This window comes from Zemynaea arenosa (assembly GCF_004614185.1).
In the GTDB taxonomy this organism is placed as follows: Bacteria; Pseudomonadota; Gammaproteobacteria; order Burkholderiales; family Burkholderiaceae_D; genus Telluria; species Telluria arenosa.
Genome location: NZ_SPVF01000138.1, coordinates 1 through 26817 on the forward strand (window position 1 = coordinate 1; position 26817 = coordinate 26817).

The 26817-nt window shown below is 67.4% G+C and carries 15 protein-coding genes; 11 read left to right on the plus strand and 4 right to left on the minus strand.

Annotated elements, in window-relative coordinates; genetic code table 11:
- Positions 1 to 412: J domain-containing protein (locus E4L96_RS10895; protein ID WP_135207246.1), on the minus strand; the 412-nt coding region annotated here is incomplete at its 3' end.
- Positions 413 to 522: 110 nt separating this feature from the next.
- The gene (locus E4L96_RS10900) at positions 523 to 1671 is read right to left on the minus strand and encodes a class I SAM-dependent methyltransferase (protein ID WP_135207247.1); all 1149 of its coding nucleotides are present in this window, start codon (positions 1669 to 1671) and stop codon (positions 523 to 525) included.
- 66 nt (positions 1672 to 1737) lie between these two features.
- On the opposite strand from E4L96_RS10900, the gene E4L96_RS10905 reads away from it, so the two are divergent.
- The 11 genes from E4L96_RS10905 to E4L96_RS10950 all read left to right on the plus strand — a co-directional run bounded on the left by E4L96_RS10905 (position 1738) and on the right by E4L96_RS10950 (position 10328).
- Positions 1738 to 2589 carry a CPBP family intramembrane glutamic endopeptidase gene (locus E4L96_RS10905; RefSeq protein WP_135207248.1) on the plus strand — a complete coding sequence of 284 codons (852 nt, stop codon included), beginning with the start codon at positions 1738 to 1740 and terminating at the stop codon, positions 2587 to 2589.
- Positions 2586 to 3350: an SDR family oxidoreductase gene (locus E4L96_RS10910; RefSeq protein WP_135207249.1), complete on the plus strand. Its 765-nt coding sequence runs from the start codon at positions 2586 to 2588 to the stop codon at positions 3348 to 3350. Before E4L96_RS10905 ends, E4L96_RS10910 begins: the two co-directional genes overlap by 4 nt.
- 43 nt (positions 3351 to 3393) lie before the next feature.
- Entirely contained in the window at positions 3394 to 3792 is a 399-nt protein-coding gene (locus E4L96_RS10915; protein ID WP_135207250.1) for a dihydroneopterin aldolase, read from the plus strand.
- Positions 3789 to 4706, plus strand: a complete 918-nt coding sequence (ttcA, locus tag E4L96_RS10920; RefSeq protein ID WP_135207251.1) for a tRNA 2-thiocytidine(32) synthetase TtcA — start codon at positions 3789 to 3791, stop codon at positions 4704 to 4706. Before E4L96_RS10915 ends, ttcA begins: the two co-directional genes overlap by 4 nt.
- A 20-nt stretch (positions 4707 to 4726) precedes the next feature.
- On the plus strand, positions 4727 to 5179 hold the full coding sequence (locus E4L96_RS10925) for an AAC(3)-I family aminoglycoside N-acetyltransferase (RefSeq protein WP_167758660.1): 453 nt from the start codon (positions 4727 to 4729) through the stop codon (positions 5177 to 5179).
- Positions 5180 to 5254: 75 nt separating this feature from the next.
- Complete coding sequence (locus E4L96_RS10930) at positions 5255 to 6163, plus strand: alpha/beta hydrolase (RefSeq protein WP_229414394.1); 909 nt, start codon at positions 5255 to 5257, stop codon at positions 6161 to 6163.
- 52 nt (positions 6164 to 6215) lie between these two features.
- Entirely contained in the window at positions 6216 to 6737 is a 522-nt protein-coding gene (locus E4L96_RS10935; RefSeq protein WP_135207253.1) for a SixA phosphatase family protein, read from the plus strand.
- A gap of 42 nt (positions 6738 to 6779) precedes the next feature.
- Positions 6780 to 7568, plus strand: a complete 789-nt coding sequence (locus tag E4L96_RS24060) for an MFS transporter (protein ID WP_220433417.1) — start codon at positions 6780 to 6782, stop codon at positions 7566 to 7568.
- Complete coding sequence (locus E4L96_RS24065) at positions 7538 to 8071, plus strand: MFS transporter (protein ID WP_220433418.1); 534 nt, start codon at positions 7538 to 7540, stop codon at positions 8069 to 8071. Before E4L96_RS24060 ends, E4L96_RS24065 begins: the two co-directional genes overlap by 31 nt.
- A gap of 98 nt (positions 8072 to 8169) precedes the next feature.
- Entirely contained in the window at positions 8170 to 9372 is a 1203-nt protein-coding gene (locus E4L96_RS10945) for a helix-turn-helix transcriptional regulator (protein WP_135207254.1), read from the plus strand.
- Complete coding sequence (locus tag E4L96_RS10950; RefSeq protein WP_135207255.1) at positions 9369 to 10328, plus strand: GlcNAc-transferase family protein; 960 nt, start codon at positions 9369 to 9371, stop codon at positions 10326 to 10328. Before E4L96_RS10945 ends, E4L96_RS10950 begins: the two co-directional genes overlap by 4 nt.
- A gap of 76 nt (positions 10329 to 10404) precedes the next feature.
- Here E4L96_RS10950 and E4L96_RS10955 read toward each other — a convergent pair whose 3' ends face one another.
- Both E4L96_RS10955 and E4L96_RS10960 read right to left on the minus strand, forming a co-directional pair.
- Complete coding sequence (locus E4L96_RS10955) at positions 10405 to 26595, minus strand: hypothetical protein (RefSeq protein ID WP_135207256.1); 16191 nt, start codon at positions 26593 to 26595, stop codon at positions 10405 to 10407.
- Between the two features lie 12 nt (positions 26596 to 26607).
- Positions 26608 to 26817, minus strand: a 210-nt coding sequence (locus E4L96_RS10960) for a hypothetical protein (RefSeq protein ID WP_220433419.1), incomplete at its 5' end; no start/stop codon positions are given.

Genomic DNA, 26817 nt, shown 5'->3' on the forward strand with positions numbered 1-26817 from the left:
CGGCCACGCCGATCAGGCAGCCCAGCGCCAGCATCGCGCCCATGCCGCCCCACCAGCGCACGTCTTTCCACGGGCGATAGCGGCGCGGCCGGGACACCGGTTCGGTGGCCCAGGCTTGCGCTTCGCTGCGCGGCTTCTCGTGATGCTCGCTGTCCTGGTGGGTGCTTTCGAGCCAGGCGACTTCCCATTCCTCGGCCGCGATCCAGTCGTCGTGCTCCTTGCGGCGCACCGGGTCGGACAGGGTTTCGTAGGCGCTGTTGAGGATCGCCATGATGCGGGCGGCCTTCTCGTCGCCCGGGTTCTTGTCCGGATGGTACTTCTGCGACAGCGCCTTGTAGGCCGCACGCACGACTTCCTGGGGCGCCCCGCGGGACACCTTCAGGTTGTCATAGTGTGTGTGGATCTTGGCCATGGTGTGCGTGCAGTTCTGCTTCCATCATAGCGGAACGGCAAAAACTGGCCCGCCCGGAAACAATTGGACAGGATAGCCGGGATGTATCTCCTCGGCAAGAAGAGCACGGTTCAAAGACGGTGGCTGCGGTCGGCGCGCGCCAGCGGGTCGGGCAGCGCGACGCCGTGGCCGACGATCAGGACCTTGAACAGTTCGCCCATCTCGGCGGGCGACACCAGCTTCTGCACGGCATTCGACTGCGGCAGGTACTGACGGGCGTCTTCCGGGTCGGTGCGGAGCAGCAGCTCGCCGATGCCGGCGGCGATCAGGAACGCGGCCTGGCTCATGTAGCCCAGCACTTCGATGCCCGCATCTTGCGCGGCCAGCGCCATCGCGGTGAAGTCCACGTGGGCGGTGATGTCCTGCAGGCCGGGGAGGTAGAACGGGTCCGGGTGCGCGTGGTGGCGGTAGTGGCACATCAGGGTGCCGCCGATGCGCGGCGGGACGTAGTATTCGTGGGCGGGGAAGCCGTAGTCGAAAAGCAAGGCGGCGCCGCGGCCCGCCTTCAGCATCTGGGCCAGCGAGGCCATGAAGCCGGTGCCCACGGCGTGCACTTCGGTCGTGTAATCGGGAGGCAGGTCGCCGGCAGCCGGGATCTGCGTGGCGATGCGCGCCGCCAGCGCCGCATCCGGTGCCCGTTCGGCGAAGGCGAATCCCTGTGGCCCTCGTTCGACCACCAGCTCGCGCCACCCCTGCTCCGTCCTGCGCACCAGTTGCACGGGCATCGCATCCAGCACCTCATTGCCGAGCACCACGCCCTCGAAGCGCTCCGGCAGCCCCTCCAGCCAGCGCACCTGCGGAAAGTCCGCGAGCAGCGCCTGCTGGCGGGCCCGCAGTTCGCCGGACAGCTCGACGATCGTGTAGCTCTCCACCACGATGCCAGACCGCGCGGCCTCGGTCAGGATATCCAGCGCCAGCTTGCCCGTCCCCGCCCCGAACTCCATCAGGTGCGACGCGCTCTGGTCCATGAAGCTGGCCGCCACGTGCGCCAGCGTGGCCCCGAACAGCGGCGTCAACTCGGGCGCCGTGGTGAAATCGCCGGCCGTCCCCAGCTTGGCCGACCCGCCTGTGTAGTAGCCCAGCCGCGGCGCATACAGCGCCAGCTCCATGAACCGGGCAAACGAAATGGCACCACCGGCGCGGGCGATGTCGTCAGAAATCAGCTGGATAAGGGCGTCGGACGCGGCTTGTGCGTCGCGGTCGGGAACAGGCAGGGACATGGCGGCATTGTAAACTAGGCGTCACGCAAGCCCCGCCGCTGGAGCGGGGCGCGCACCGGAGCATGAATGCCACCCCTTTTCAAGAACGCCACAGGCCAGGTCCGCAACGGCTGGAAGATCCTTGGATTCGCCGCCCTGGCAGCGGGGATCGTCTGGCTGCTGGCGGCCCTGGGGCAGCTGCTGGCAGGAGAAGGGCGCGCGCTGCCGGAAGCCTGGGTGGCCTTCCTCGGCGTGCTGCTGGCCAGCTGGATCTGCGTGCGGCTGGAGGGCGAGACGCTCGGCAGCCTGAGTCTGCGGATGGATCGCCGCACAGCCTTGCGCGCGGCCTTTGGCCTGCTGCTTGGCGCCGCCCTGCTGTTCATCACTGCGGGCATCCTGGTGGCGCTGGGCGGCCTGCGGCTGGCGTGGGCGCACCCGGTCAGCGTCGCGGCGGTGCTGGGCGCTGGAGCCACCACCCTGGGTGTCGCGCTGGCGGAGGAGTGCTTCTTCCGTGGGTACGTGCTGCAGCGGGCGATCCGTGGGCTCGGCCCGCGCGCCGCGGTGGCGGTGGTGTCGCTGGTCTTCATGCTGGCGCACCAGGTGGACCCGGCGATGGGGTCGACGGCCCGCGCCATCGCGTCCGCCAACATCTTCATGGCCGGGGCGCTGCTGGCCCTGTGCTATCTGCGCAGCGGCTCGCTCGCGCTGCCGGTGGGCGTGCACCTGGGCTGGAACTGGGCGCTGGAGACGCTCGGCTTTCCGCTCGGCGTGGAGCGCGCGGCGGACGCCATCTGGACCCCGGTGCGCGTGAGCGGCCCGGCGTGGCTGTCGGGCGGCGTGTACGGGCTGGAAGCGTCGGCCGCCAGCCTGCCGGTGCTGACCGCGGCCATCGTCTGGCTCGCGCTGCGGCCACCGGCTGTTCTACAATCGCGGGCATGACCACTTCTCCCAGGACTGTCCTCGTCACCGGCGCCGGGCGCCGCATTGGCCGCGCCATCGCCCTCGGCATGGCGCAGGCGGGATGGGACGTGGCAGTCCACTACCATCGCTCGGTTGAAGAAGCACAGGACACCGTGCGCGCCATCGCAGCTCTGGGCCGCCGCGCCGTCGCGCTGCAGGCGGACCTCGCAGACGAAGCCGCGGTCCGCGCGCTGGTTCCCTCTGCCGTGGAGGCACTGGGTCCGCTCGACTGTGTGGTCAACAATGCATCTCTGTTCGAATTCGACAGCGCGGCGGAGTTCTCGCCTGCGCTGCTGGAGCGCCACATGCGCGCCAATGTGAGCGCGCCGCTGCTGCTGGCACAAGCCCTGCACGCGGCCACGCCGGCTGGCGCCCAGGCCTGCGTTGTCAACCTGCTGGACCAGAAGCTGTACAATCTCAATCCGGATTTTCTGTCGTACACGCTGTCCAAGGCCGCGCTGCACACGGCGACCACCATGCTGGCCCAGGCCCTGGCGCCGAAACTGCGCATCGTCGGTGTCGCACCCGGCCTGACCATGGTGTCCGGCGACCAGACCGACGACGGCTTCGCCAAGGCGCATACCGCCACGCCGCTCGGCCGTTCCAGCACGCCGCAGGACATCGCCGACGCCGTCCTCTACGCCGCCACGGCGCGCGCGCTGACCGGCACCACCCTGCTGGTCGACGGCGGCCAGCATCTGGTGCCGCTGGAGCGGGACGTGATGTTCCTGGCAAAGTAAGTAACGGCGCATACCGTATCAATCATTTATTTCAAGGCTCCCCATGCTGTCCGCCCTCCTCCATCCGCGCCTGGCCGATTGCCGCCGCCTGTTCCTGCGCAATTACGAAGTGATGATCAACATCGGCGTGCACGACTTCGAAAAGAAGGGCGAGCAGCGGGTGCTGGTCAACGTGGACCTGTACATTCCGCTGGCCGTGTCCACGCCCAAGGCCGACCAGCTGGGCGAAGTGGTCGACTATGACTTCATGCGCGAGACCATCGCGCGCCGCATGGCCCAGGGCCACGTGCACCTGCAGGAGACGCTGTGCGACGACGTGGCGCGCTCCATGCTGTCCCACCCGAGCGTGCGCGCGGTGCGCGTCTCGACCATGAAGCCGGATGTGTACCCGGACTGCGAAGGCGTGGGCGTGGAAGTCTTCCAGGTGAAGGAGGACGCATGAGCGCCGTGCTGAATGACGAGACTGACAACAAAGCCGTCGAGAAGATCGCCTACGAGAACAACAAGCTGCACAAGCGCCTGTGCCGCCTGGTGGGCCAGGCCATCGGCGACTTCAACATGATCGAAGATGGCGACAAGGTGATGGTCTGCCTCTCCGGCGGCAAGGACAGCTACGCGCTGCTGGACATCCTCATGACCCTGCGCGAACGCGCGCCGATCAAGTTCGAGCTGGTGGCCGTCAATCTGGACCAGAAACAGCCGAACTTCCCGGCCGAGGTGCTGCCCGCGTATCTCGACAAGATCGGCATCCCGTACCACATCGAGAACCAGGACACCTACAGCATAGTCAAGCGCCTGATCCCGGAAGGGAAAACGACGTGCTCCCTGTGTTCGCGCCTGCGCCGCGGCATCCTGTACCGCGTGGCAGATGAACTGGGCTGCAACAAGATCGCCCTGGGCCACCACCGCGACGACATCCTCGAGACCTTCTTCCTCAACATGTTCTTCGGCGCGAAGATCAAGGGCATGCCCGCCAAGCTGGTGTCGGACGACGGCAAGCACATGGTGATCCGCCCAATGGCGTACGTGAAGGAAGTGGACACGGAGCGCTACGCGGAGGTCAAGCAGTTCCCGATCATCCCCTGCGACCTGTGTGGCTCGCAGGAGAACCTGCAGCGCAAGCAGATCAAGGCGCTGATGCGCGAATGGGAGAAGAAGCATCCGGGCCGCGTAGAAAACATCTTCTCGGCCCTGTCCACCGTCGTGCCCTCGCACCTGATGGACCGCGCCCTGTTCGGCTTCACCGACCTCAAGGCGGACGGCTTGGCCAACCCGCTGGGCGACATCGCCTTCGACGAAGAGCCCTGCTCCACGCCGGCCACCGTCCCCGGCATCATCCCGCTGGCGCGCGAATGAGCAGCTCTCCCGCAGCCGCCATGCTGATCCGCCACCTGGGCGCGGACGACGCCGCGCTGCTGGAGCAGGTTTGCACTTTTTTCGCTGACGTCTTCGACGACGCCGAGACTTACACCGCGCAGCGGCCGGGCAGTGAGTACCTGCGCCGGCTGCTGGCGCGCGACACCTTCATTGCGCTGGCCGCGCTCCACGAAGGCCGCGTGATCGGCGCCCTCGCCGCCTACGAACTGCCCAAGTTCGAGCAGCAGCGCAGCGAAGTCTATATCTACGACCTCGGGGTCGACCCGGCCTTCCGCCGCCAAGGCATCGCCACCGCGCTGATCGAAGCCTTGAAGCCCATCGCCGCCGCGCGCGGCGCCTGGGTCATCTTCGTGCAGGCCGACACCGCTCCCGAAGACGCGCCAGCCCGTGCCCTCTACGACAAGCTGGGCGTGCGCGAGCAGGTCCTCCACTTCGACATCCCCGTCCGCTGAGCCGTCCGTGCGGCCCAGCCGTGCGCCACTGAACCGTGCTGGTCGGCATCATGGCATGCAGACGAGGAGATCGGCATGGCATGGACGGCACCGCGGTTGCGCATGTGGATGCGCGTGAGCGCAGGGGCCGTGCTGTGCGCCCTGCTGCTGGGGGCTGCATCGCCCTCGCCGATCAAGGTGCTCAACACACTGTCCGCCGAGAGCTCGGTGCGCAAGCTGGATGCGGTGGCCTACGCCGAAGGCACACGCCAGAAGGCGGACGTGTATCTGCCGGAGCACCCGGGCCACGCGCCCGTCATCGTCTTCCTCTACGGCGGCAACTGGGTCAGCGGCCAGCGTTTCAACTACGCCTTTGTCGGCTACGCGCTGGCCAAGCGCGGCTTTATCACCGTCATCCCGGACTACCGGCTCTACCCCGAGGTGAGCTACCCGACCTTCCTGGAAGATCCCGCCTCCGCCGTCGCCTGGACCATCAAGAACGCGGCTCATTATGGCGGCGACCCGCAGCGCGTGTTCGTGATGGGCCACAGCGCCGGCGCCTACGACGCCGCGATGCTCGCCATGGACAAGCAATGGCTCGGCGCCCACGGCCTCACGCCCGCCGCGCTGCGCGGCTGGATCGGACTCGCGGGGCCGTACAACTTCCTCCCGATCCAGTACGCGTCCACGCAAAAAGTCTTCCACTCCGCCGAGCCGCCGCCCGAATCGCAGCCGGTGGAACACGTGAGCGCCGGCAGCCCGCCGGCCCTGCTGATCGCCGCCCGCCAGGACGAACTGGTGGCGGCCGACCGCAACACCGGCGAACTGGCGCGCCGCCTGCGCGCGGCCGGGGTGCCGGTGCGCGAGAAGTACCTGGACCACGTGAACCACTACACCATCATGGCCGCCGTCGGCCGCCCGCTGCAATGGCTGGCGCCGGTGACCGACGATGTCGCCGAATTCGTCGCCCATCCTCCCGCCGCCGACCCCGCAACGCGCGAATGATGCGCTACACTAGGCGCCAAACCGTCTAGTAAAACTACAAGGGGACATCCGGATGCATATCCGCCTGCGGCGCCTCGGCGCCCTCCTGTTCGCGTGCGCGCTGTGCGCACCATTCGCGGCGCTGGCCCACCCGTCCATCATCTACCTGGTGCGCCATGCGGAGAAGCAGACGGGGGACGACCCCCCGCTGACACCACCGGGCGAGTTGCGCGCGACTACACTCGCGACCCTCCTCGGACAAGCCCGGATCGGCGCCATCTTCAGCACCGAGACCCGCCGCACCCGCGCCACCGCGCAGCCGCTCGCCCAGCGCCTCGGCCTCACCGTGCAGGTCTACGACGCGAAACAACAGGCGCAGACCCTGGCCGCAAAACTCAAGCCGCTAACCGGCGCCGTGCTGGTGGTCGGCCACTCCAACACCCTGTCCGAGACCGTGCGCCTGCTGGGCGGAGACCCCGGCAAGGACATCGCCGATCACGAATTCGACCGTCTCTATCAATTGATCTACCACCCCGGCGGCACCGTCACCACGGTCCTGCTCACCGTGCCCCCACCCACCGGCCCGGCCCCCTGAGCCTTTCCCTGCATCCCCCGACTCACTCCAGGAACCCGACCCATGGCCTTCAACACCACCGCCGGCGCGCCGGCTGCCGCGGCGCAGCCGCAGACCGACGTCGCCAGCCTGCGCGTTTTCGTCTTCGCGCTGTTCTTCATCTTTGGCGGCATCACCAGCCTCAATGACGTCATCATCCCCAAGCTGAAGGAGCTGTTCACGCTCAGCTACGCCCAGGCGATGCTGGTACAGTCCGCGTTCTTCGCGGCCTACTTCATTGTCTCGATTCCGGCGGCGTCGATCGTGCGCCGCTTCGGCTACATGACCACCGCCGCCATCGGCCTGGTCACCATGACGGCGGGCTGCTTGTTGTTCATCCCCGCCTCGTCGTCCGCGAAGTTCGTGATCTTCCTGCTTGCGCTGTTCGTACTGGCCTCGGGCATCACCATCGTGCAGGTGGTGGCCAACCCGCTGATCTCCATGCTCGGCGCGCCGCGCACGGCGCATAGCCGCCTGACCTTCGCGCAGGCCTTCAACTCGCTCGGCACCACGGTGTTCCCGTACGTCGGCGCGATCCTGATCCTTGGTTCGCTGGCCAAGGTGGATGCGTCCACGCTGACCGGCGCCGCACTGGAGGCCTACCGCGCCTCCGAAACGCAAGTCGTGATGCGCACCTACTTCGGCCTGGCCGTCGCGCTGCTGGTGGTGGCGGGCCTGGTGTGGGCCAACCGCCGCAAGCTGGTGGAGACGCAGGCCGAGGACACCGGCTTGGCCGCCGCCTTGACCCTGCTGCACCAGCCGCGCTTCGCGTTCGGCGCGCTGTGCACTTCCTGTACGTGGGTGCGGAGGTGACGGTCGGCTCGCTGATCGTGAACTACCTGATGCAGGCCGACGTGCTGGGCTTCGGCGCCGAGCAGGCGGGCAAGCACGTGCCGCTGTACTGGGGTGGCGCGATGGTGGGCCGCTTCGTCGGCGCCTATCTGCTGCGCGTGTTCTCGCCAGGGAAGGTGCTGGCCGGTGCCGCCGCGATGGCGGTGCTGCTGTTCGCCGTGTCCATCGCCGCTGCGGGACCGACCGCGGGCTGGGCCCTGCTGGCGATCGGCCTGTTCAACTCCATCATGTTCCCGACCATCTTCACCCTCGCCAGCGAGGGCCTGGGCGCGCGGGCGGCGGAAGGCTCGGGCCTGATCTGCGTGGCCATCGTCGGCGGCGCGATCGTGCCGCTGGTGACCGGCTTCGCGGCCGACCTGACCACCCTGCGCCTGTCGCTGATCGTGCCCGCACTGTGCTACCTGGTGATCCTGGCGTTCGGCTGGTACGCGCGGCGTCCTTACAACGAAACGATAACTGGCTGATTATTTTTTCTGGCAAGTCTCGTTGGTTTTTTGCAATTTATTGACACCGAAGAGCGCCCCGAAGTTACACTTGTTCCGTAACTACATACGGAGCCATTGTGGATCTATCGCCGGGCCGGTTCGACCAGCTGGTCAACCTTATCTACGACACGCTTGATGACAAGAGCGCGTGGCGGCGCGTGCTCGAGTCGCTCAACGAGGCACTCGGCACGCGCGCCGTGCACATGCTGGCGTTCGACGCCACGCACGGCACGCTGTCGTTCAGCGATGGCGCCAACATGGCGCCGCAGATCGACATCGAATACATCCGCACCTACCAGTACATCGACCCGCGCGTGAACCAGATGCGCGCGCAGCCGGGCGACACCTGGATGCATTGCCACGAGCACTTCGACGAAGAGTTCGTGGCCAACGATCCGTTCTACCAGGAGTTCCTGCTGCCGAACGGCGCGCGCTACCTGTCCGCCTGCAAGCTGGTGGAAGACAATACCGCCACCATCATGCTGGCCTGTCTGCGCCGGCCTGCCGACGGGCCGTTGCCCCCGGAGGCCATCGCTTTCCTCGACCGCCTGCGCCCGCACATGGCGCGGGCCTGCCGCATTGGCCTGGCCAACTTCGTATATTCGACCCAAGCGCTGGTAGGCCATGCGCTGGTCAACAAGCTGCGCCAGCCGGTGCTGCTGCTGACCACCCAGGGCGAAGTCGTGCAGGTCAACCAGGCCGCCAGCGCCTTGCTGCGCGAGACCAGCCTGGTGGCGGTGGAGAACGGCCGCCTGCTGCTGCCGCAGCCGCACCTGGATGCTTTCCTGGACCAGTGCGTGCAGCTGGAAGAGCAGATCCGCTTCAGCACCGACCCGGCCACGCTGGCCGAGGGCTACCGTTCGCTGCACATTGCGGCGTCCGCAGAAGCAAATACCGCCGACACGATGTACGGCTTCTACTCGATGCTGGTCCCGGAGCAGGTGATGGGCTCCTTCGGCGTGCGCCCATTGGTGATGCTGTTCCTGTACCACCCGCGTTCCGCGCAGGAGATCGATTCCAGCCTGCTGCAGGCGGCCTTCGGCCTGTCGCAGGCCGAGTGCCGCATCGCCACCCTGCTGGCCGACGGCATGCAGCTCAAGAACATCGCCGAGACGCTGGGGGTGCAGTACGACACCGTGCGCAAGCAGCTGCTGTCGATCTACCAGAAGACCTCCACCAACCGCCAGCCGGAGCTGGTGCGCCTGCTGCTGCATCTCCCGGCGGCGGCGGTGCAGCGCGCGGTGGCGGCCGATCCTGCCGCTCTCACCCTGGACGCATGACCGTGCTCGGCTCCATCTTCATCAGCATGGCGTCCTACCTGGACCCGATGCTGTTCTTCACGCTGAACGACGCCGTGTCCAAGGCCACGCGCCCGGAACTGCTGGCCTTCGGCGTGGTGGACCAGCACATCGACGACCAGCGCGCGGCCGTCGCCGCCCTGCCCTATGCGCGCCAGGTGCGCTACGTGCACGTGCACCCGCAGGACACGCTGGGTGTGAGCTGGGCGCGGCACACCGCGTTCTCGCTGTACGACGGCGAAACCTTCCTGCTGCAGGTGGACTCGCACACCCTGTTCGAGCCGGGCTGGGACGAACGCCTGCGCGCCCAGCACGCGCAGCTGCGCGAGCGCTCCGCCAAGCCAGTGATCAGCACCTATCCCTACCGCTTCGACATGGTCGACGGCGTGCCGCAGTACACGCCCAGCGAAGGCAAGACCGCGCTGGTGCTGCGTCCGCACCCCGAGAAGGCCTTGAGTGCGGACGACGCGGTGCTGCGTTTCATGGGCTGGCACCTGTTCGCCAGCGAGCCGGTGATGGGCTGCCACGTCTCGGCCGGGTTCCTGTTCGCGGCCGGGCAGTTCGTGGAGGAAGTGCCGTACGACCCTTACCTGTACTTCCACGGCGAAGAACAGAGCCTGGCGGTACGCGCGTTCACGCGCGGCTGGGACATCTACCACCCGCTCTACACGCCGCTCTATCACCTGTACAAGACCGAGGGCACGCCTTATGCCACGCACCACTGGCACGGCGAGACCGATGCCCGGCGGGCCTTCCAGTCCACCTACCTGACCGAGCGCGCCAAGCAGCGCCTCAACCGCCTGCTGATGGGCGACGGCCTGCCCGGCAGCGCCTTCGGCCTCGGGACCGCACGCACGATGGAGCAGTACCGCGAATTGAGCGGCATCGACTACCGCAGGCAGACCATCACCGATCCGTGGGGCGGGCAGCTGATCTGAGTCCGTTGCGGCATGGATGAAAAAAGGCCCGCTGGCTTGCGCAGCGGGCCTTTTGCTTGCCGAGGGCCAGGCGCCGTTACGGAGCCACCCCCACCAGGATCACCTGGAACGGATCCGCACCGTCCTGGAACAGGATGAACTCTTCCACGTTCTGCAGATGCTGCGAGCCGAGAGCTGCGCCATCCGCACCGTGCACGCGGGCATCCTGGCCCGCGAGTACGTCCATGGTCCAGTCGCCTTCCGCCGCCCGGGTCAGCGTCAACAGGCCCGTGGTGACGGTGCCCTGCACCTGCGACACAGTGATGACGGCATGGCCATCCGCCGTCGTTTTGGAGGTGGTCAAGCGCGCCAGGCCCAAGGCCGGATCGGCTGACCACAAGGCGCCGGCGGTATCCCATCCGTCTGCGCCATCGACACCGCCGCCAGTGCTCAGCAAATAGTCCTCGTCGGCAGCGGTGCCGGCCCCGGTGTGGACGTGCGTGACCCCGCCCACTTCGTGCCCACCCTCGCTGAAGGTCCACTGCATCGCGACGGTGCCGTCGGCGGCGCCCGCATTCGCATAGGCGATGCCCCGCATGACCTGGATGACCTGCGCCTGCGTCGCGCCGTGGTCGAAGCTGACCGACAACGTGCCGCCGTTTTGCTCCAGCGTTCCCACCAGCGCCGTCCCCACCAGCAGGTCGGTGCCCGCGACATGCACGCTGCCCGCGGTGCTGAATACATCGCCAGCATTGGCGCCGCCCAGGCGCGCGATGGTCAAATGGGCACCGTCGTAGCTGGTGGCAGCCAGCTCGGCATCGAACACCGAGAGGATGGGGTTGAGCAGGACTGGCGTGGACGCGGTGGCGTGGGCCACAGTGAGATCGATTCCGTCATCCATGCCAAAGCTGGTGTCGAGCGAGCCGTCGCTGTTGAAGCGTGCGATCAGCAAGTCGCTGTTGAAGGCCGCATCGGTGACGCTGTAGCCGACCACCGCAATCTTGCCATCCGGCTGGACGATAATGCCGCGCCCCTGGTCCGCGACTGTGCCGACTGCCAGGGTCGCGAGGCCGTTATGGCCAAAGCTGCCATCCAGGCTGCCATCATGGTTCAGGCGGGCCACGCCGAGCAGAGTCTTGTTGACCACCGCCGTCCCACCCACAGCCAGCGACAGCAGCAGGCGGCCGTCCGGCGCTTCCACCACGCGCTGGACCGAATCGTCGCCCGGCAGGAAGTCGAGCATAAGCTTACCGCCGGTGCCGAAGCTGGTGTCCAGCGTGCCGTCGCCGTGGTACTTGACCAGGGCCGCCTTGCGGCTGCCATCCATCGCGCTGCCTGCCACGATGAAGCCACCATCGGACAGCGCGGTGACCGCGCGCGCATCGTCGGTGGCGACACCCACTGGCGTGACCACGCGGCCATGGGTGCCGAACCAGTCCTGCAGGTTACCACCAGCGCTCAAGCGTACCAGCTCGAAGTCGTTGTTGCCGCCGGTGTTGGTGACGCCCGCCACCACGATCGAGCCATCCGCATGCAGCGCCAGTGCGTTGAGCTGGTGATTGCCCGCGCCCAGGTTCACGATGGTCTTCCCACCGTCGCCAAAGGTCGGGTCCAGTGTGCCGTCAGCCGCCAGGCGTACCACTTCGTAGGTGTTAGTGCCGCCCACGAAGTTGCGGCCCGCGACCACGATCTTGCCGTCGGCCTGCACCGCCACGCCGCTGGCTTCGAAGTCGTCGGTGCCGACGAGGGTCACGCCGCCACCGTTGCCGAATGCAGAGTCCAGCGTGCCGTTGGCCTTCGCCTTGACCAGCAGAGTCTTCCAAGGCGCGTCGACGGACTGAACCACGATGGTGGCCAGCACGCTGCCATCTGGCAGCAGCGTGAGGTCCGGCGTCACGTCGGCATTCGGCGTCACGCCCAGCATCAGCCGGCCGCCGGTCCCGTAGCTCAGATCGAGACTGCCGTCGGCCAGCGTGTGCACCAGCGCCCACTTGTAGACATCCCCGTTGGCTTCCGGACGGATCGCGGTGATGGAGATCATGCTGCCATCGGCCAGCAGCACGCCATCCGGCACCACGGCGCCGTTGCCGCCGTTGGTGAACGGGGTCGGCGCGCCGATCTGGTGGGTGACATAACCGCCACCCGCGCCCAGCACCGGAGCGTCATCGGCCCGCGACACGTTGGCCCGCACCACGCTCTGGTGAGCGGAGGCCGACACGTCGTCCTGGTTGAAGTTGGTGTACGTGCCGCTGGCGGCAGCACCTGCGGTACGCCAGCCGTGGTACTGCAGGCTGGTGTCGCCGCTGGCGTCGCCGAACGGCAGCAGGCGAATCCGCGCTGCGGCATCCAGCACCAAGCCAATGTTCGCGGCACCGTCGATTAGGTCCGCACGCATCGTCAGCCAGGAAGCGCCGCCATCGAGGCTGTACTGCCAAGTGCCGACGTTGGTGTCGATGTCGTTGACGATCATCGCCTTCGGCAGGTTGCCAAAATCGCCGGTCAGGGTGTCGTGCGCCATGAGTTGCGCCACCGTCAGGCCGGCCGGGTTGAGTGCCCCCTCGGCCACCTGCAAGTCGACATCACCTTCATTTGTGGACACCATCTGCGGTGCGAAGTTGACAAAGTGGTGATCCGTGACCTCGGTGTTCCAGTCGCGCTGCCCATCGTGATTGGCGTCGTTCCAGACCCGTACGTTGACCCGCTCGATGTTCTTGATGTAGTCAATCTCCGCGCCCGCGACCACCTTGTACTGGTATCCCTGTGCCTGCGCTGCCGCATCCGCGCCGCTAAGCGTTCCAGTCAGTGCGGCTACGGTCACCGCGGCGGCATCGGCCGTGCTGCCCACAAAGATGTCCAGGTTGTCCGCCGCCTGGCCCCACGGACGCTGGCCCAGGTTGTCGCCTCCGTCCGCATAGTTAGTGCCCGCGCCGAGGACGAAGCCGTCCTCGTAAGCCGAACCGGTGGCCGTATCGTCGCCCGCACCCAGCTCGAAGTAGGCGCCGTGCTGGAACTGCTCCATGCGCTGCAGCGTGAGGCTGGACAGGTTTGCGGCACTGACCGTGTCGCTGCCCAAAGTGCCACCGATGTAGCCGAAGGTGTCGAAGAACTCCAGCGCATTGCCATGAGCATCGGTGGAGGCCGAGGTGGCGCTCATCTCGACGCCCCCGTAGAACGGCACCAGTTGCACATCGTGGTGGTAAGCGATTTCGGAACCTTCGCGTACGCCGTTGCCGTTCGCATCGTTCCACACCGAGACCCGGATGTTCTCGATGTTCTTGATGTAGTCGGTTTCCGCGCCAGCACTGACCTTGTAGGCATAGCCCGCGGCAAATGCGTCATGATCGGCACCGGTGTCGCCCACGCCAAGCGCTGTCACGGTGACTGCAGCGGCGTCGGTCGCGCTGGCGGTGAACACCTCCAGCGAGTCCGTGGCGGGATGGCCGTCCGGCGCCGTGCCCGTATTGGCGCCACCGTCCACGCGGTTGGTACCGCTGCCCGCGGTGATGCTGTCGCCGTACGCCGATCCGGTGATAGTGTCGTTGCCGGCGCCGGTATCCACGTACACGCCGCGCTGCCATTGGTCCATCAGGGCGCGGGTCGCGGCCGAGACGTTGGACAGGGCACTGAAGGTGTCGTCGGCGGTCCAGCCGTTGGCCCAGGCGAAGTGGAAGTTATCCTCCAGCGGATGGCCGTCCACGTCCTGTTCCGGGTTGTTCGGATTGACGAGGATTTCGTTGACGCGCAGGGCCAGCGCCACTTCGCGGGCGTAGTGAGTCTCGCCGTTGTCGCGAATGCGGTTGTTGTTGGTGTCATTCCAGCCGAAGATCACGACCCGCTCGATGTCCTTCAGATAGTCGGTCTCGCCGCCATTCACCACCTTGACGGTGTAGCCCGCATCGAACATGCCCTTGTCGAAGCCGGTGCTGGCGGCATCCAGCTGGATCACGCGCACCGCCGCCGCGCCGCCGGCCGTGGTTGCGTACACCTCCAGCACGTCCTCGCCCGGGTGGTTATCGATGGTCTGTCCGGCCTGGCCGCGTCCATCAATCTGATTCGTTCCGCTGCCCGTGATGAACACGTCGCTATAGGCCGTGCCGGCCACCGTGTCGTTGCCGCCACCCGTCTCGAAGCGCGCGCCTTTCTGGAATTGCGCCATCAGTGCGCTCACCGCGGGCGAGAAGGCCGGCGACGCCTCCGCATGCGTGCTGCCGGTTACCGTAGCAAAGTAGGCAACCTGCGCCAGTGGCACGCCAGTCGCCGATTTGGCCGGGTCCAGGTAGGCCTTGACCACCTCCTGTACCGTGACACCGATATCGACCGTGGTGGTGGCCGTCGCCGCCTTCACACCGCCCAGGCCCTGACTGCCCTCGTTGCCATCGTTGAAGGTCCAGTCCAGGCTCACCGAAGCAGGTGCCGTTGCCGCCTGGTTCACGTAGCCGATCCCGTGAATAGCGCGCGCCACCAGCCCCTGCGTGGCCGCGTTATTGAAGTGCAGCTGCAAGGTGCCGTTGGCATTCTCGACCCAGCCGATATCCAGTCCGTCCACTTTCACGTGGCCGTCCACGAACGAGACTTCGCCTACGGCGTTGAACACGTCATCGGCGCTGGCGCCGCCGTGGCGCTCGATCTTGAGATGGCTGCCGCCGTAGTTGCCGCGCGCGGACAGGTCGGCATCGAACACCGTGCCGTCGCGGTCGAGCACCACCGCATGTATGCCATCGGCCTTCACGCTGCCGCCGATGGTGCTCTGGCCGCCTTGGTTGAAGGTGGCATCGAGGGTGCCGTCCGCGTTCAGGCGAGCCAGCAGCACAGTGGTGTCGAAGTTGGTGTTGAACGGCGAATTCGCCTGGACCAGGATCTTGCCGTTCACTAGCGCGATCGCGGTGGCCACATCCTGCAGACCATGGCCCGGGATCTCCACAGCGCCGCCGATGCCGAACGACTGGTCGGCAGTTCCATCGATGTTGAAACGCGCGACCGTCAGCGTGCCGCCATTATTGTTCGGGCCATTGACAAAGCCCGCGATCACGACCTTCCCGTCCGGCTGCACCAGCAGCTGGGTGGCACGGCCGTCGCCCGTGTCGGAGTGCAGGGCCAGCGTGCCGTCGCCGGCCCAGGTGGTGTCCAGCGAACCGTCGGCCTTGAGGCGCACAATGGTGGTTTCGCGGTGTTCGACGTTGTTGCTGTCGGTGGTGCGGGTCACGTCCAGCAGCACGATGCGGTGGTCGGACATCACGGCGACAGCGCCGCCATCTTCCTTGCCTGCCGCCGTGGACAGGGTCACGCGCCCGGTGCCATTGAAGCTCGTGTCGGAGCTGCCGTCTGCGTTCAGGCGCGTGATCGCAAGTGCCCCGCCTTCCGCATCAGGCGCGGTGCCGGTGATGATGATCTTGCCGTCGCTGTCGACGATGGTGCTGCCCACGCGATTGGTGCCTGCCGCCCAGGCGAAGCTCGTCTTGCCGCTGCCGTTGAACGTGGTATCCAGCGTGCCGTTCGCGTTCAGGCGGATGGCCACCGCGTCCAGCGCATTGCCGGCCCCCGGTGCATTTCCGGTCAGGATGATCTTGCCGTCCTGCTGGACCACGACGCTGCTTGGCCGGCCGGTCATCTGCTGGAAGGCGGCCACGCCATTGGTGGCGAAGCTCGTGTCCAGCGTACCGTCGGCGTTCATGCGCACGACGTTCCAGTCCGAACCCGCAGCGACGGCGGTACCGAGTGCCACGAGGATCTTGCCGTCCGCGGTGGCGGCGGGAGCGGCTGCGCTCCAGAAGAAACGCGGGACCACGGCCAGGCTGCGGCCACCGCTGAACGAGGCGTCGAGCGTGCCGTCAGCCAGGTGGCGCACCAGGTACAGTGAGTAGTTGCTGCCGGCGTCGACTTCGTTCATGACCGTCAGCGATACGGTGCCGCCGCCCGGCAGCACTGCCATGCCGACCGGCGTCAGGTCGCTGCCTGCGGCGGTGATGGACTCGCCCGGCTGGCCGCCAAAATCCGGCGCTGCATTGCTGGTCAGGTTGACGGTGCGGACATACTGGTCACCATCGAAGATATTGACCTGCTCGACGTTCTTCAGGTAGTCCGTTTCGTTGCCGCCGTTGGTAACCTTGAAGCGATAGCCGGCGTCATAGAAGGCCTTGTCCGGGCTGTCGGCCGCGCCGGACAGCGCGTCTACCGTGACCGCGGCCGCCGCAGCGGCGGATGCTGCATGCACTTCGAGGATGTCATTGGCGGCATGGCCCTGCGGTGTCTCGCCCATGTTGGCGCCGCCGTCGAAACGGTTCACGCCTGCGCCCAGAGTAAAGGTGTCGCCATAGGCACTGCCAGTGACGGTGTCGTCGCCCGCACCCATCGTGCCCCATACGCCACGGCCCACGCGCGCCATGGTCGCCAGCGCGGCGGCGCTCAGGTCCGTCGCGGCATTGAAGCTGTCGTTGGCCAGGCCACCGTTCACAAAGGCCGCATGCCAGTCGCCTGGCGCCGGATTGGCCGACTCGTTGATCTGCGGGACCAGCGCCACCTGATGGTGGAAGCTGGTCTCGTTCGTGTCCCGCACGCCATTGTGGTTCGCGTCGTTCCAGACCGAGACGTTGATTGCTTCGATGTTCTTGACGTAGGTGGTCTCGCTCCCGGATTTGACTTTGGCTACGTAGTTATCGGCAAATGCGGCCTTGTCGGAATCAGAACCGCTGTCGGACAGCAGGGTGACCTCCACCGCCGCAGCGGCCGCGGCGTCCGCCGCATAAACGTCCAGGTAGTCCTGCGCCGCGCGGCCATCCGGCGTGGTGCCGAGATCCGCGCCGCCGTCCACGCGGTTGGTGCCGCTGCCCGCCGTGATGTTGTCGCCATACGCGGTACCGGTGATGGTGTCGTCACCCGCACCGGTGTCGATGAACATGCCGCGCTGGTACTGCGCCATCAGCGCGGTGGTTGCAGCGGACAGCGTCGCCGCATCGACCGTGTCGGCGCGGCCCCAGCCCCAGGCCCAGGCGAAGTGCATGTCGGTCGACAGCAGGTGGCCACCCGTATCGCGGGTCGGGTCGGTGGCGCTGACCTGGATTTCATCGACGCGCAGCTCGATGCTGATCTCGCGCACGTACGTCTGCTCGTTCTGGGCCGGGAGGCCATCGCCGTTGGCATCGGTCCACAGCCAGATGCGGACCGTCTCGATGTTGCGGGCGTAGTCGGTCTCGGTGCCGTTGACGACCTTGAGTTCGTAGCCGGCGTCGCGGGCCGCGATGTCGGCGTCGCTGGTGGCCGACGCATCGAGCTTGATGACCTTGACGTCATCCGCGGCAGCGGCCGAGCTGACCAGCACATTGAGCACGTCGCGCGACGGGCGGCCACCGAAGCCGGTGCCCGCATTGGCCCCGCCGTTGATGCGGCTGGTGCCCGCGCCCATGATGAATTCATCGCCATAGCCGGTGCCGGTGACGGTGTTGTCGCCCGCGCCCATGTTGAACGCCGCGCCTTTCTGGTACTGGTCCATCGCGGCGCGTGCCGCGGCCGAGAAGCCGGTGGCCGCGTCGAACGTGTCCCCGAGCTTGGTGCCGTTGACGGTGCCGAAGTAATCCACCTTGTTCATCGGCGTATTGCCATCGGTCGATTCGGCCGGGTTGTCATGCTTGGCCGTGATCTCTTCCACTACCACGCCGAGCTGCACCTGGCTAGAGCCGGTGGTGCTGGCGGCACCGCCGAAGCCCTGGCTGGCGTCGGTGTTGTTGTCGCTGAAGGTCCAGTCGAAGGTGAGCGTGGTGGACGGCGTCGGGCTCACCTTGGTGTAGCCGATGCCGGACAGCGCACGGTTGACCAGCCCTTGGGTCGCCGCCGTATTGAAGGTCAGGGTCAGCGTGCCGGCATCCTGCACCGCGGTGCCGATCTCGATGCCGCCCACGGTCAGCTTGCCGTTGGCGAAGCTGACATCGCCCACGCCGCGGAATACGTCCTCTGCGCTGGCGCCGCCATGGCGCACCAGCGCGAGCGAAGCGCCGCCGTAGTTGCCGCGCGCGGCCAGGTTGGCGTCGTAGACCGCCGCATTCGGGTCCATGGCCACCGCGTGGATACCGTCCGCGCGCACCGTGCCGCCAATGGTGGAGGTGGTGTTCGGGTGGAAGCTGGTGTCCAGCGTACCGTCGGCGTTCAAGCGCGCCACGACATTGGCGACGTCGAAGTCCAGGTTCTTGAACGAGTTCCCGGTGACGACAATCTTCCCATCCACGACGAAGATGTTGTTGACCTGGTCGCCGATGCCCAGGCCCGGCACGCGCGCGCTGCCGTTGTTGCCGAAGGCCGTGTCCAGGGTGCCGTTGGCGTTGAAGCGCAGGACGGTGGTGCGGCCCCCGAGGCCATCCACGCCGCCCACGTTGGCCAGCGCCAGCACCTTGCCGTCGCCCTGCACGGTCACAGAGAAGATGGTGTCGTTGCCGGCCGTGAGATCGCTCTTGACGATGCCGCCGGTGCCGAAGGTCGCGTCCAGGGTGCCGTTGGCGTTCAGGCGCATCAGCGCGATGCCGTTGTCCGCACCCGCGACGGCGCTGGTGCGGTAGCCGCCGGCCAGCAGCAGCTTGCCGTCAGCCAGCTGGATCACATCGTTCGGGGCATCGTTGCCGGCGCCGACTGCGAAGATGGCCTTGCCGCCGGTGCCGAAGCTGGTGTCCAGCGAGCCATCGGCATTCAGGCGGAGCGCCGAGAAGTCGCCATTGGAGACGCCCGCCACCACCAGCTTGCCGTCGCTCTGCAGCAGGGCTGCGCGCGGCGCTTCCCCGCCCGTGCCAACGGGGATGATGGCCTTGCCGGTGCCATTGAAGGTGGCGTCGAGCGTGCCGTTGGCATTCAGGCGCGCGATGCCGAAATCGGCCGCCGCGCCTTCGCCTGCGGTGGCGATGACGTACACCTTGTCGCCGGAAGCCACCACGCGCGAGATGCGGTCGATCCCGCCGGTAAAGTCGATGACACTGACGCCAGCGGTGCCGAATGCTGGATTCAGCTCGCCGTTGCCGAGCAGCCCCACCACGCGCACGTTGCCCTGCGCTTCGCTGCCCAGCGCCAGGACGATGTTGCCACCGGCAAGCAGCACCGGGGGCGTCGCCGCGCCATAGGCACCTGGCAGCACCACCTTGCCGGTGCCGCCACCAAAGCTGGTGTCCGGACTGCCGTCGGCGTTGGCGCGGGTGAGGACCACGTAGGGGTCATACAGGCCGGACGGCGCGCTGTCGGAGTAGGACACGTTCAGCAGTTTGCCGTCCGCCCCCAGCACGGCGCCCGTGGTGCCGAAATCGCGCGCCGAGAAGTCGAACGCGACCCCGGCCGGGCCGCCCGCGAACACGGGCGCGGCGTTCTGCTCGATGGCGATGTGGCGCACTTGCGTCACTTCCGCCGCGTCGCGCACGCCGTTGCCGTTGCTGTCGGTCCAGGTCTTGATGTCGACCGCCTGCACGTCCTTCACGTAGTCGGTCTCGGTGCTGCCGTTGGTGACCTTGAAGCGGTAGCCCGCGTTGTAGGCGGCCAGGTCGGCGCCGGTCGATGCCGCGGTCAGCTCGGTGAGCGCCACTGCATTCGCCTCAGCGCTGCTGGCCGTGTACACCTGCAGCGTGTCCACCGCCGGGCTGCCCTGCGGCGTGAAGCCCGCGTGGCCGCCGCCGTCGATACGGTTGACGCCCGCGCCGCCCACCAGCACGTCGCCATAGGCGCTGCCGGTGATGGTGTCGTCACCTGCGCCCAGGTCCACTTCCACGCCGCGGCCTTGCGCGGCCATCACGCCGCGGGTGGCCGCGCTGACGTCCGTCTGCGCGTCGAAGGTGTCGTTGCCCACCCAGCCGGTGGCCGTCGCCATGGTGGCGCGCGCACTCAGGGCCGCGCCGCTGACGTCCTTCGACGGATCGGTGGCGCTGACGCGCACCTCTTCCACCTGCAGGCCCAGGGCGATGCGGCGCACCAGCGTCGCCTCGGACTGGTCCACGATGCCATTGCCGTTCGCGTCATTCCACTTGAGAACCGCCACCGACTCCACGTTGCGCAGGTAGTCGACCTCCGTGCCATTGACGATCTTGACGCGGTAGCCGGCCGCATAGGCGGCGATATCGTCGGCGCTGCCGGTGCCATCCATCGCGGTGGCCGCGACCGCGCCAGCCTGCGCGTCGTTGGCCACGAAGACGTTCAGCACATCGCGGCCGGCGCCGCCCGGGCGCACGCCCGCGTTGGCGCCACCATCCACGCGGTTGGTGCCGCTGCCCATGGTGAATTCGTCGCCGTAGCCGGTGCCGATGACGGTGTCGTCGCCGGCGCCCATGTCGAACACGGCGCCCTTCTGGAATTCGCTCATCAAGCCCTTGGCCGCGCCCGAGAAGCTGGCGCTGTCGAAGGTATTGGCGCCTGCCGTACCGTTTACGCGGGCCATCGATTCCAGCAGCGCGAGCTTGGTGCCGGTGGTGGACTGGGTCGCATCGACGAAGCTGCGCACCGTTTCGGTCACGGTAGTGCCGATATAGACGGTGGTGGTGCCGGTGGTGCCCAGCAGGCCGCCGCCCCCTTGGCTACCATCCTGGTTGCCGTCCTTGAACTGCCATTCCAGCACCACGTTGCCGTCCGCAGCCTGCGGATTGGCGTAGGCCAGGCCGTGCAGCGCACGGTTGACCAGGCCTTGGGTGGCCCCCGTATTGAAGCCCAGGGTCAGGATGCCGCCCGCCTGCTGGGCGGTGCCGATGGCGGTGCCGGCGACGCTGAGCACACCGTTGACGATACTGACCTCACCGGTCGCCGAGAACTGGTCCGCCGCCACCGCGCCACCCTGGCGCGCCAGGGTCAGGGTGGCCCCGCCGTAGTTGCCACGCGCGGCCAGTTCGGCGTCGTAAATGGCGGCATTCGCATCCAGCACCACCGGGTGCAGGCCGTCGGCCTGCACAGTGCCCTCGAGCGAGCTGCCGGCCGGGTTGCCGAAACTGGTGTCCAGCGTGCCGTCCACATTCAGGCGGGCCACGATGGACGTCGTATGGAAGCCGGTGTCGTTGAAGGTGGAACCGAACAGCACGACCTTGCCGTCCACGATGGCGATCGAGGCCACCTGGTCGCCGAGGCCATGCCCCGGCAGCCTGGCCAGGCCGTTGGTACCGAAGCTGGTGTCGGGAGTGCCATCCGCGTTGTAGCGGAAGACCGCGAAGATACCGCCCATGCCACCGGTCGCATTGCTGGTGGCACCCGTGGACCCAGCCACGACGACCTTGCCGTCCGCCTGCACTGCCAGCGCGAACAGACGGTCGAGGCCATCCGTCACGTGCGTCTTGACCATGCCGCCGCTGCCGAAGCTCGTGTCCAGGGTGCCGTCGGCGTTCAGGCGGATCAGGGAGGTGTCCCAGTCCGAGGTGTCGGACGTGCCGCTGCGGCTGGACCCGGCAATCAGGATCTTGCCATTGGCCAGAACCGCGCTGGCGCCAGCCACGTCTTCACCCACGCCGACCGGAATCAGGACCTTGCCGCCGGCGCCGAAGCTGGTGTCCAGCGTACCGTCCACATTGACGCGGATGACCCCGATGTCCCCGCTGCTGGCCGCCGTAGTGGAGCGCGAGGAGCCGACCAGCACCAGCTTGCCGTCGCTGCCAATGCTCAGGGTGGTGGCCAGGTCGCTGGTGGCGGCGCCGAACGGCACGCGCAGGGTGCCGCTGCCATTGAAGCTGGTGTCCAGGGTACCGTCCGCGTTCAGGCGCGTGATCCCGAAGTCGCGGTCGGTGCCGTTGTAGGCGGTGCCGGCGACGGCGATCTTGCCGTCGCCCAGCACCAGGATCTTGCGCGGCTCATCGTTGCCGCTGCCGATGGACACCGTGGCCGTGCCATTGGTGCCGAAGCTGGTGTCGACGCTACCGTCGGCCAGCAGGCGCACGATCTTCATGTCGGTGGGCGAGCCGCCCGGGGTGCCGAAGGCCAGCAGCACCTTGCCATCGGGCTGCGAAGCCGGGGCCGCATTCAGGTAGCCGTAGGTGATCGGCAGCTGCACTTTCCCGGTACCGCCGCCAAAGCTGGTGTCCTGGGTACCGTCCGCATTGATGCGGCCCAGCACCGCCAGGTAGTTGTCGCCGTTGGCGGCCGCGTTCATGTTCGCCAGAGTGAGGAACTTGCCGCCGGTGGTGGGTGTGGCGCCGACAAAGGTGTAGTCGGTGCCCGCGTCGATCGCCGTCATGCCGGGCGCCACACCGTTGAAAGTCGGCGCCGTGTTGGCGCTCAGCGGCAGGGTGCGGACCAGCGTCACTTCGTTGGCCGGATCATTGGTGCCTGCCACGTCGCGCTGGCCGTCGCCGTCCTTGTCGTTCCACAGCAGGACGTTGACGCGCTCCACATTCTTCACATAGTCGATTTCCGTGGTGCCGTTGGTGACCTTGAAGGTGTAGCCCGCCGCGTAAGCTGCGGCGTCGGCGCCCGTCATCCCGGTGGTGAGCGCGGTGACAGCGACGGCATTGGCCTCCGCGCTGCTGCGCACGTACAGGTCCACCTGGTCGAGCGCCTTGGTGGTGCCACCCGGCTGGGTGCCCAGGTTGGTGCCTCCGTCGATGTAGTTAGTGCCGGCTCCCGCCACGATGTTGTCGCCGTAGGCGCTGCCGGTGATGGTGTCGTTGCCGGCGCCCGCGTCGATGTACACACCGCGCAGGTTCTGGTTCATGAGCTGCTGCGTGCCGCTGGAGACCAGCGCCGCCGCGTCGATGGTGTCGGCCAGCTCGGTGCCCTGGACCCAGGCGTAGTGCATGGCCTGGCCCAGGTTGGTGTTGCCACCGATCTCGGTGACAGAAAGCGTCAGCGGGATCCACTTGCCGGTGCTGGTGCCGGCCACGTTGATGGCGATGGCCTCGATGTTCTTGAGATAGTCCTTCTGCGTGCCTGCGCCGTAGGTCACCATCCAGGTGTAGGCCGGGTCGTCCGAGGCAGCGACGGTGACCGCCGCCATGTCGGCGGTGCTGGCGACGCTGATCTCGAAGACGTCGCGGGCCTGCTGGCCCACCAGGGCCGCGTTGGCGCCGCCGTCGATCTTGCTGCTGCCGCTGCCGTTGCGGAACACGTCGCCGTAGCCGGTGCCCGTGATCGTGTCATCGCCCGCGCCACCATCCACCCATACCCCGCGCTGGTACTGCGCCAGGGCCGCGCGCAGCGGCGCGGAGAGCAGCGGCGTGGCGCCGGAGAGGTCGACGTTGTCCGCGCCGCCGGTGCCGGTCACCCAGGCCAACTGGCCGTAATTCGCGATATTCGGATCGGCGAGATTGGCTTCGTTGACGGTGATGGCGAGCGCGATCTCGCGCACTACGCTGGTCCCGACCTGTACGGCGATCCGTTCGATGCCTTTCACATAGTCGGTCTCGCCGTTGGCCGTGACCTTGTGCGTGTAGCCCGCCGTGAACGCGTCCGCATCGGCGCCGCTGCCGCCGCTGGCCAGAACCGTCACTGCGACGGCGTTGGCGTCGGCCTGGCTTGCCACGACCACGTGCAGCACGTCCTGCGGCTGGCCACCCCACGGCGTGGTACCACCATTGGCGCCGCCGTCGACGCGATTGACGCCTGCGCCGGCGGTGATGTCGTCGCCGTAGGCCGAGCCGGTGATTGTGTCATCGCCTGCGCCGGTGTCCACGAACACGCCGCGGCCGTGCGACTGCATCAGCGCGCGGGTTGCGGACGACACGTCCGTACCAGCGTTGAAGGTATCGGCCTGGCCGGTGCCCTGTGCCCACGCGTAGTGCATGCTGTTGGCAAGGTCGCCGTCGGCCGCGATCTCGTTGACCGACATCGCCAGCGGAATCCACTTGCCGGTGCTGGTGCCGTTCACATTGACGACGATGGCCTCGATGTTTTTCAGGTAGTCCTTCTGGCCACCCGCGCCGTAGGTCACCATCCAGGTGTAGTCCGGGTCATCGGACGCCGCCACGGTCACGGCGTTCATCTCCGCCGTGGTGGCGACGCTGATCTCAAACACGTCCTGGCCCTTGGCGCCATTCGGCCCGGCATTGGCGCCGCCATCGATTTTCGAATTGCCGCTGCCGTTGCGGAAGTTGTCCGCATAGGCCGTGCCGGTAATGACGTCGTTGCCCGCGCCACCATCGACCCACACGCCGCGGCCCTGCGCGGCCATGGCATCACGCACGCCGCTGGAAAGCAGTGGCGAGGCGCCCGACAAGTTGATCGTGTCCGCGTTCCCGGTGCCGTTGACCCAGGCCAGGTGGTAGTAGGTGGACAGGTTGGGGTCCGAGAGGTTGGCCTCGTTGACCACCACGGCGAGCGGGATATCGCGTACCCAAGTGCCGTTCAGTTGCACGGTCACGCGCTCGATACCCTTGACGTAGTCCGTCTCGGCGCCCGCGCTGACCTTGTGCGTGTAGCCGGCCGCAAAGGCTTGGCCATCCGTGCCGGTGGCGCTGGAATCCAGCAGCGTGACCTGCACCGCCTGGGCTGCGGCCTGGCTCGCGACATTCACGTGGAGGGTATCCAGCGGCTGGCCGCCCCAAGGCGTGCTGCCGCCGTTGGCGCCACCGTCGATACGGTTGACCCCCGCACCGGCGTTGAAATCGTCGCCGTAGGCCGAGCCGGTGATGGTATCGTCGCCCGCGCCGGTGTCCACGTACACGCCGCGGCCGTGCGACTGCATCAGCGTGCGGGTGGCCGAGGAGACATCAGTCGCGGCATTGAAGGTGTCCGCCTGGCCGGTGCCCTGCACCCAGGCATAGTGCATGTTGTTGGCCAAGTCGCCATCAGCTGCGATCTCATTCACGGACAGCGCCAGCGGGATCCACTTGCCGGTCAGCGTGCCGGCCACGTTGATGGTGATGGCCTCGATGTTCTTCAGGTAGTCCTTCTGGCCACCGGCGCCATAGGTCACCATCCAGGTGTAGTCCGGATCGTCGGAGGCGGCGATCTGCACGGCGTTCATCTCGGCGGTGCTGGCGACCGTGATCTCGAAGACGTCCATGCCCTTGGTGCCGCCGGGGCCCGCATTGGCGCCGCCGTCGATCTTGGCGTTGCCGCTGCCATTGCGGAAATTGTCCGCGTAGGCGGTGCCGGTGATGACATCGTTGCCAGCGCCACCATCGACCCACACGCCGCGCCCCTGCGCTGCCAGTGCCGCTTTTATTGCGGTCGAGAGCAGTGGCGTATTGGCCGAGAGGTCGATCGTGTCCGCAGCCGCAGTGCCGGTGACCCACGCGAGGTGATAGTAGTTGGCGGTGGCCGGATCGGCGAGGTTGGCCTCGTCCACCACCACGGCCAGCGGAATGTCGCGCGCAAAGCTGTAGCCGGTGCCGTTCGGGACCTGCACGGTGACGCGTTCCACGCCCTTGAGGTAGTCCACTTCGCCGCCGTTGACCAGCTTGTGCGTGTAGCCCTCCGCAAAGGCCTGGGCGTCGGCGCCCGTCATGCCGGTGGTGAGCTGCACGACCTGGAGCGCGTCGGCCGCAGCCTGGCTGGCAGCGGTCACGCGCAGCACGTCCTGTGCCTTGCCGCCCCAGGGCGTGGTGCCGCCATTGGCGCCGCCATCGACATAGTTGGTTCCACCGCCCACGCTGATATCGTCGCCGTAGGCCGAACCCACCACTGTATCGTTGCCCGCGCCGAGGTCAACCCACACCCCGCGGCCATGCTGGTCCATCAATGCGCGCGTGGCGCTGGAGATGTCGCTGGCGGCATTGAAGCTGTCGCTGAACGAGGTGCCCTGCACCCAGGCCAGATGGAAGGACGTGGCAGGGTCCTGCGCGCCGCCGATCTCGGTCACGTTCACGGACGTGAACACGCTTTTCACATAGGACTTGTCGCTTTCCAGGAATATGTTGATCTGCTCGATTCCCTTGAGGTAGTCGGTCTCGCTGCCGGAGGTGACCTTGATGCGGTAGCCCGCGGCATAGGCGGCCCCGTCGGCGCCGCCCGCACCGGCCTGGATCTCGGTCACACCCACCGCGTCCGCCGCGGCCTGGCTGGCGGCAAACACGTTCAGGACATCGCGTGCCGCGAATCCGTCCGGAGTGGTACCGGTGTTGGCGCCCCCGTCGATATGATTGATGCCGCTGCCGCCCGTGATGGTATCGCCGTAAGCCGAGCCAATCACCGTGTCGTCACCATCGCCCATATAGATCGAGGCGCCCCTGCCATAGGTGGCCATCAGGGTGCGGATGGCCCCCGACAGGTCGGCCGCATCGAAGCTCTCTGCGGCGACCGTGCCGCTGGCGATCACAAAGTAGTACTGGGCCGACAGGCTGGGGCCCCAGGCGGTCTTGGTGGGGTCGATCGGGTCGACGGGGATTTCGTTGATGATGACGGAGGTCGTGGTGGTCATGGGTGTTCCTCGCTACGCGCTGGGTGCAGGGTTCGGGCCCGCTGGGCTCATGGCACGGCGGGCAATCGTGATCAGGACGGGAAAGTCGTCGGAGGTGCCGTCGGAGCCTGGGTCGGAGGCGCGGTCGGTGCGGCCGTCGGCGCAGGGGTAGGCGCCAGCGTCGGCGCCGGTGTCGGGGCTGGCGTTGGCGCGGGCGTCGGGGCCGGGGTCGGAGCCTGGGTC

Excerpts from the sequence above, each read along its gene's own strand:
- E4L96_RS10925 (WP_167758660.1), top strand. The coding sequence starts at position 4,727 with ATGCTGATCCGCCACCTGGGCGCGGACGACGCCGCGCTGCTGGAGCAG.
- E4L96_RS10950 (WP_135207255.1), top strand. The coding sequence starts at position 9,369 with ATGACCGTGCTCGGCTCCATCTTCATCAGCATGGCGTCCTACCTGGAC.
- E4L96_RS10905 (WP_135207248.1), top strand. The coding sequence starts at position 1,738 with ATGCCACCCCTTTTCAAGAACGCCACAGGCCAGGTCCGCAACGGCTGG.
- E4L96_RS10900 (WP_135207247.1), bottom strand. The coding sequence starts at position 1,671 with ATGTCCCTGCCTGTTCCCGACCGCGACGCACAAGCCGCGTCCGACGCC.
- E4L96_RS10910 (WP_135207249.1), top strand. The coding sequence starts at position 2,586 with ATGACCACTTCTCCCAGGACTGTCCTCGTCACCGGCGCCGGGCGCCGC.
- ttcA (WP_135207251.1), top strand. The coding sequence starts at position 3,789 with ATGAGCGCCGTGCTGAATGACGAGACTGACAACAAAGCCGTCGAGAAG.
- E4L96_RS24060 (WP_220433417.1), top strand. The coding sequence starts at position 6,780 with ATGGCCTTCAACACCACCGCCGGCGCGCCGGCTGCCGCGGCGCAGCCG.
- E4L96_RS10955 (WP_135207256.1), bottom strand. The coding sequence starts at position 26,595 with ATGACCACCACGACCTCCGTCATCATCAACGAAATCCCCGTCGACCCG.
- E4L96_RS10915 (WP_135207250.1), top strand. The coding sequence starts at position 3,394 with ATGCTGTCCGCCCTCCTCCATCCGCGCCTGGCCGATTGCCGCCGCCTG.
- E4L96_RS10935 (WP_135207253.1), top strand. The coding sequence starts at position 6,216 with ATGCATATCCGCCTGCGGCGCCTCGGCGCCCTCCTGTTCGCGTGCGCG.
- E4L96_RS10930 (WP_229414394.1), top strand. The coding sequence starts at position 5,255 with ATGGCATGGACGGCACCGCGGTTGCGCATGTGGATGCGCGTGAGCGCA.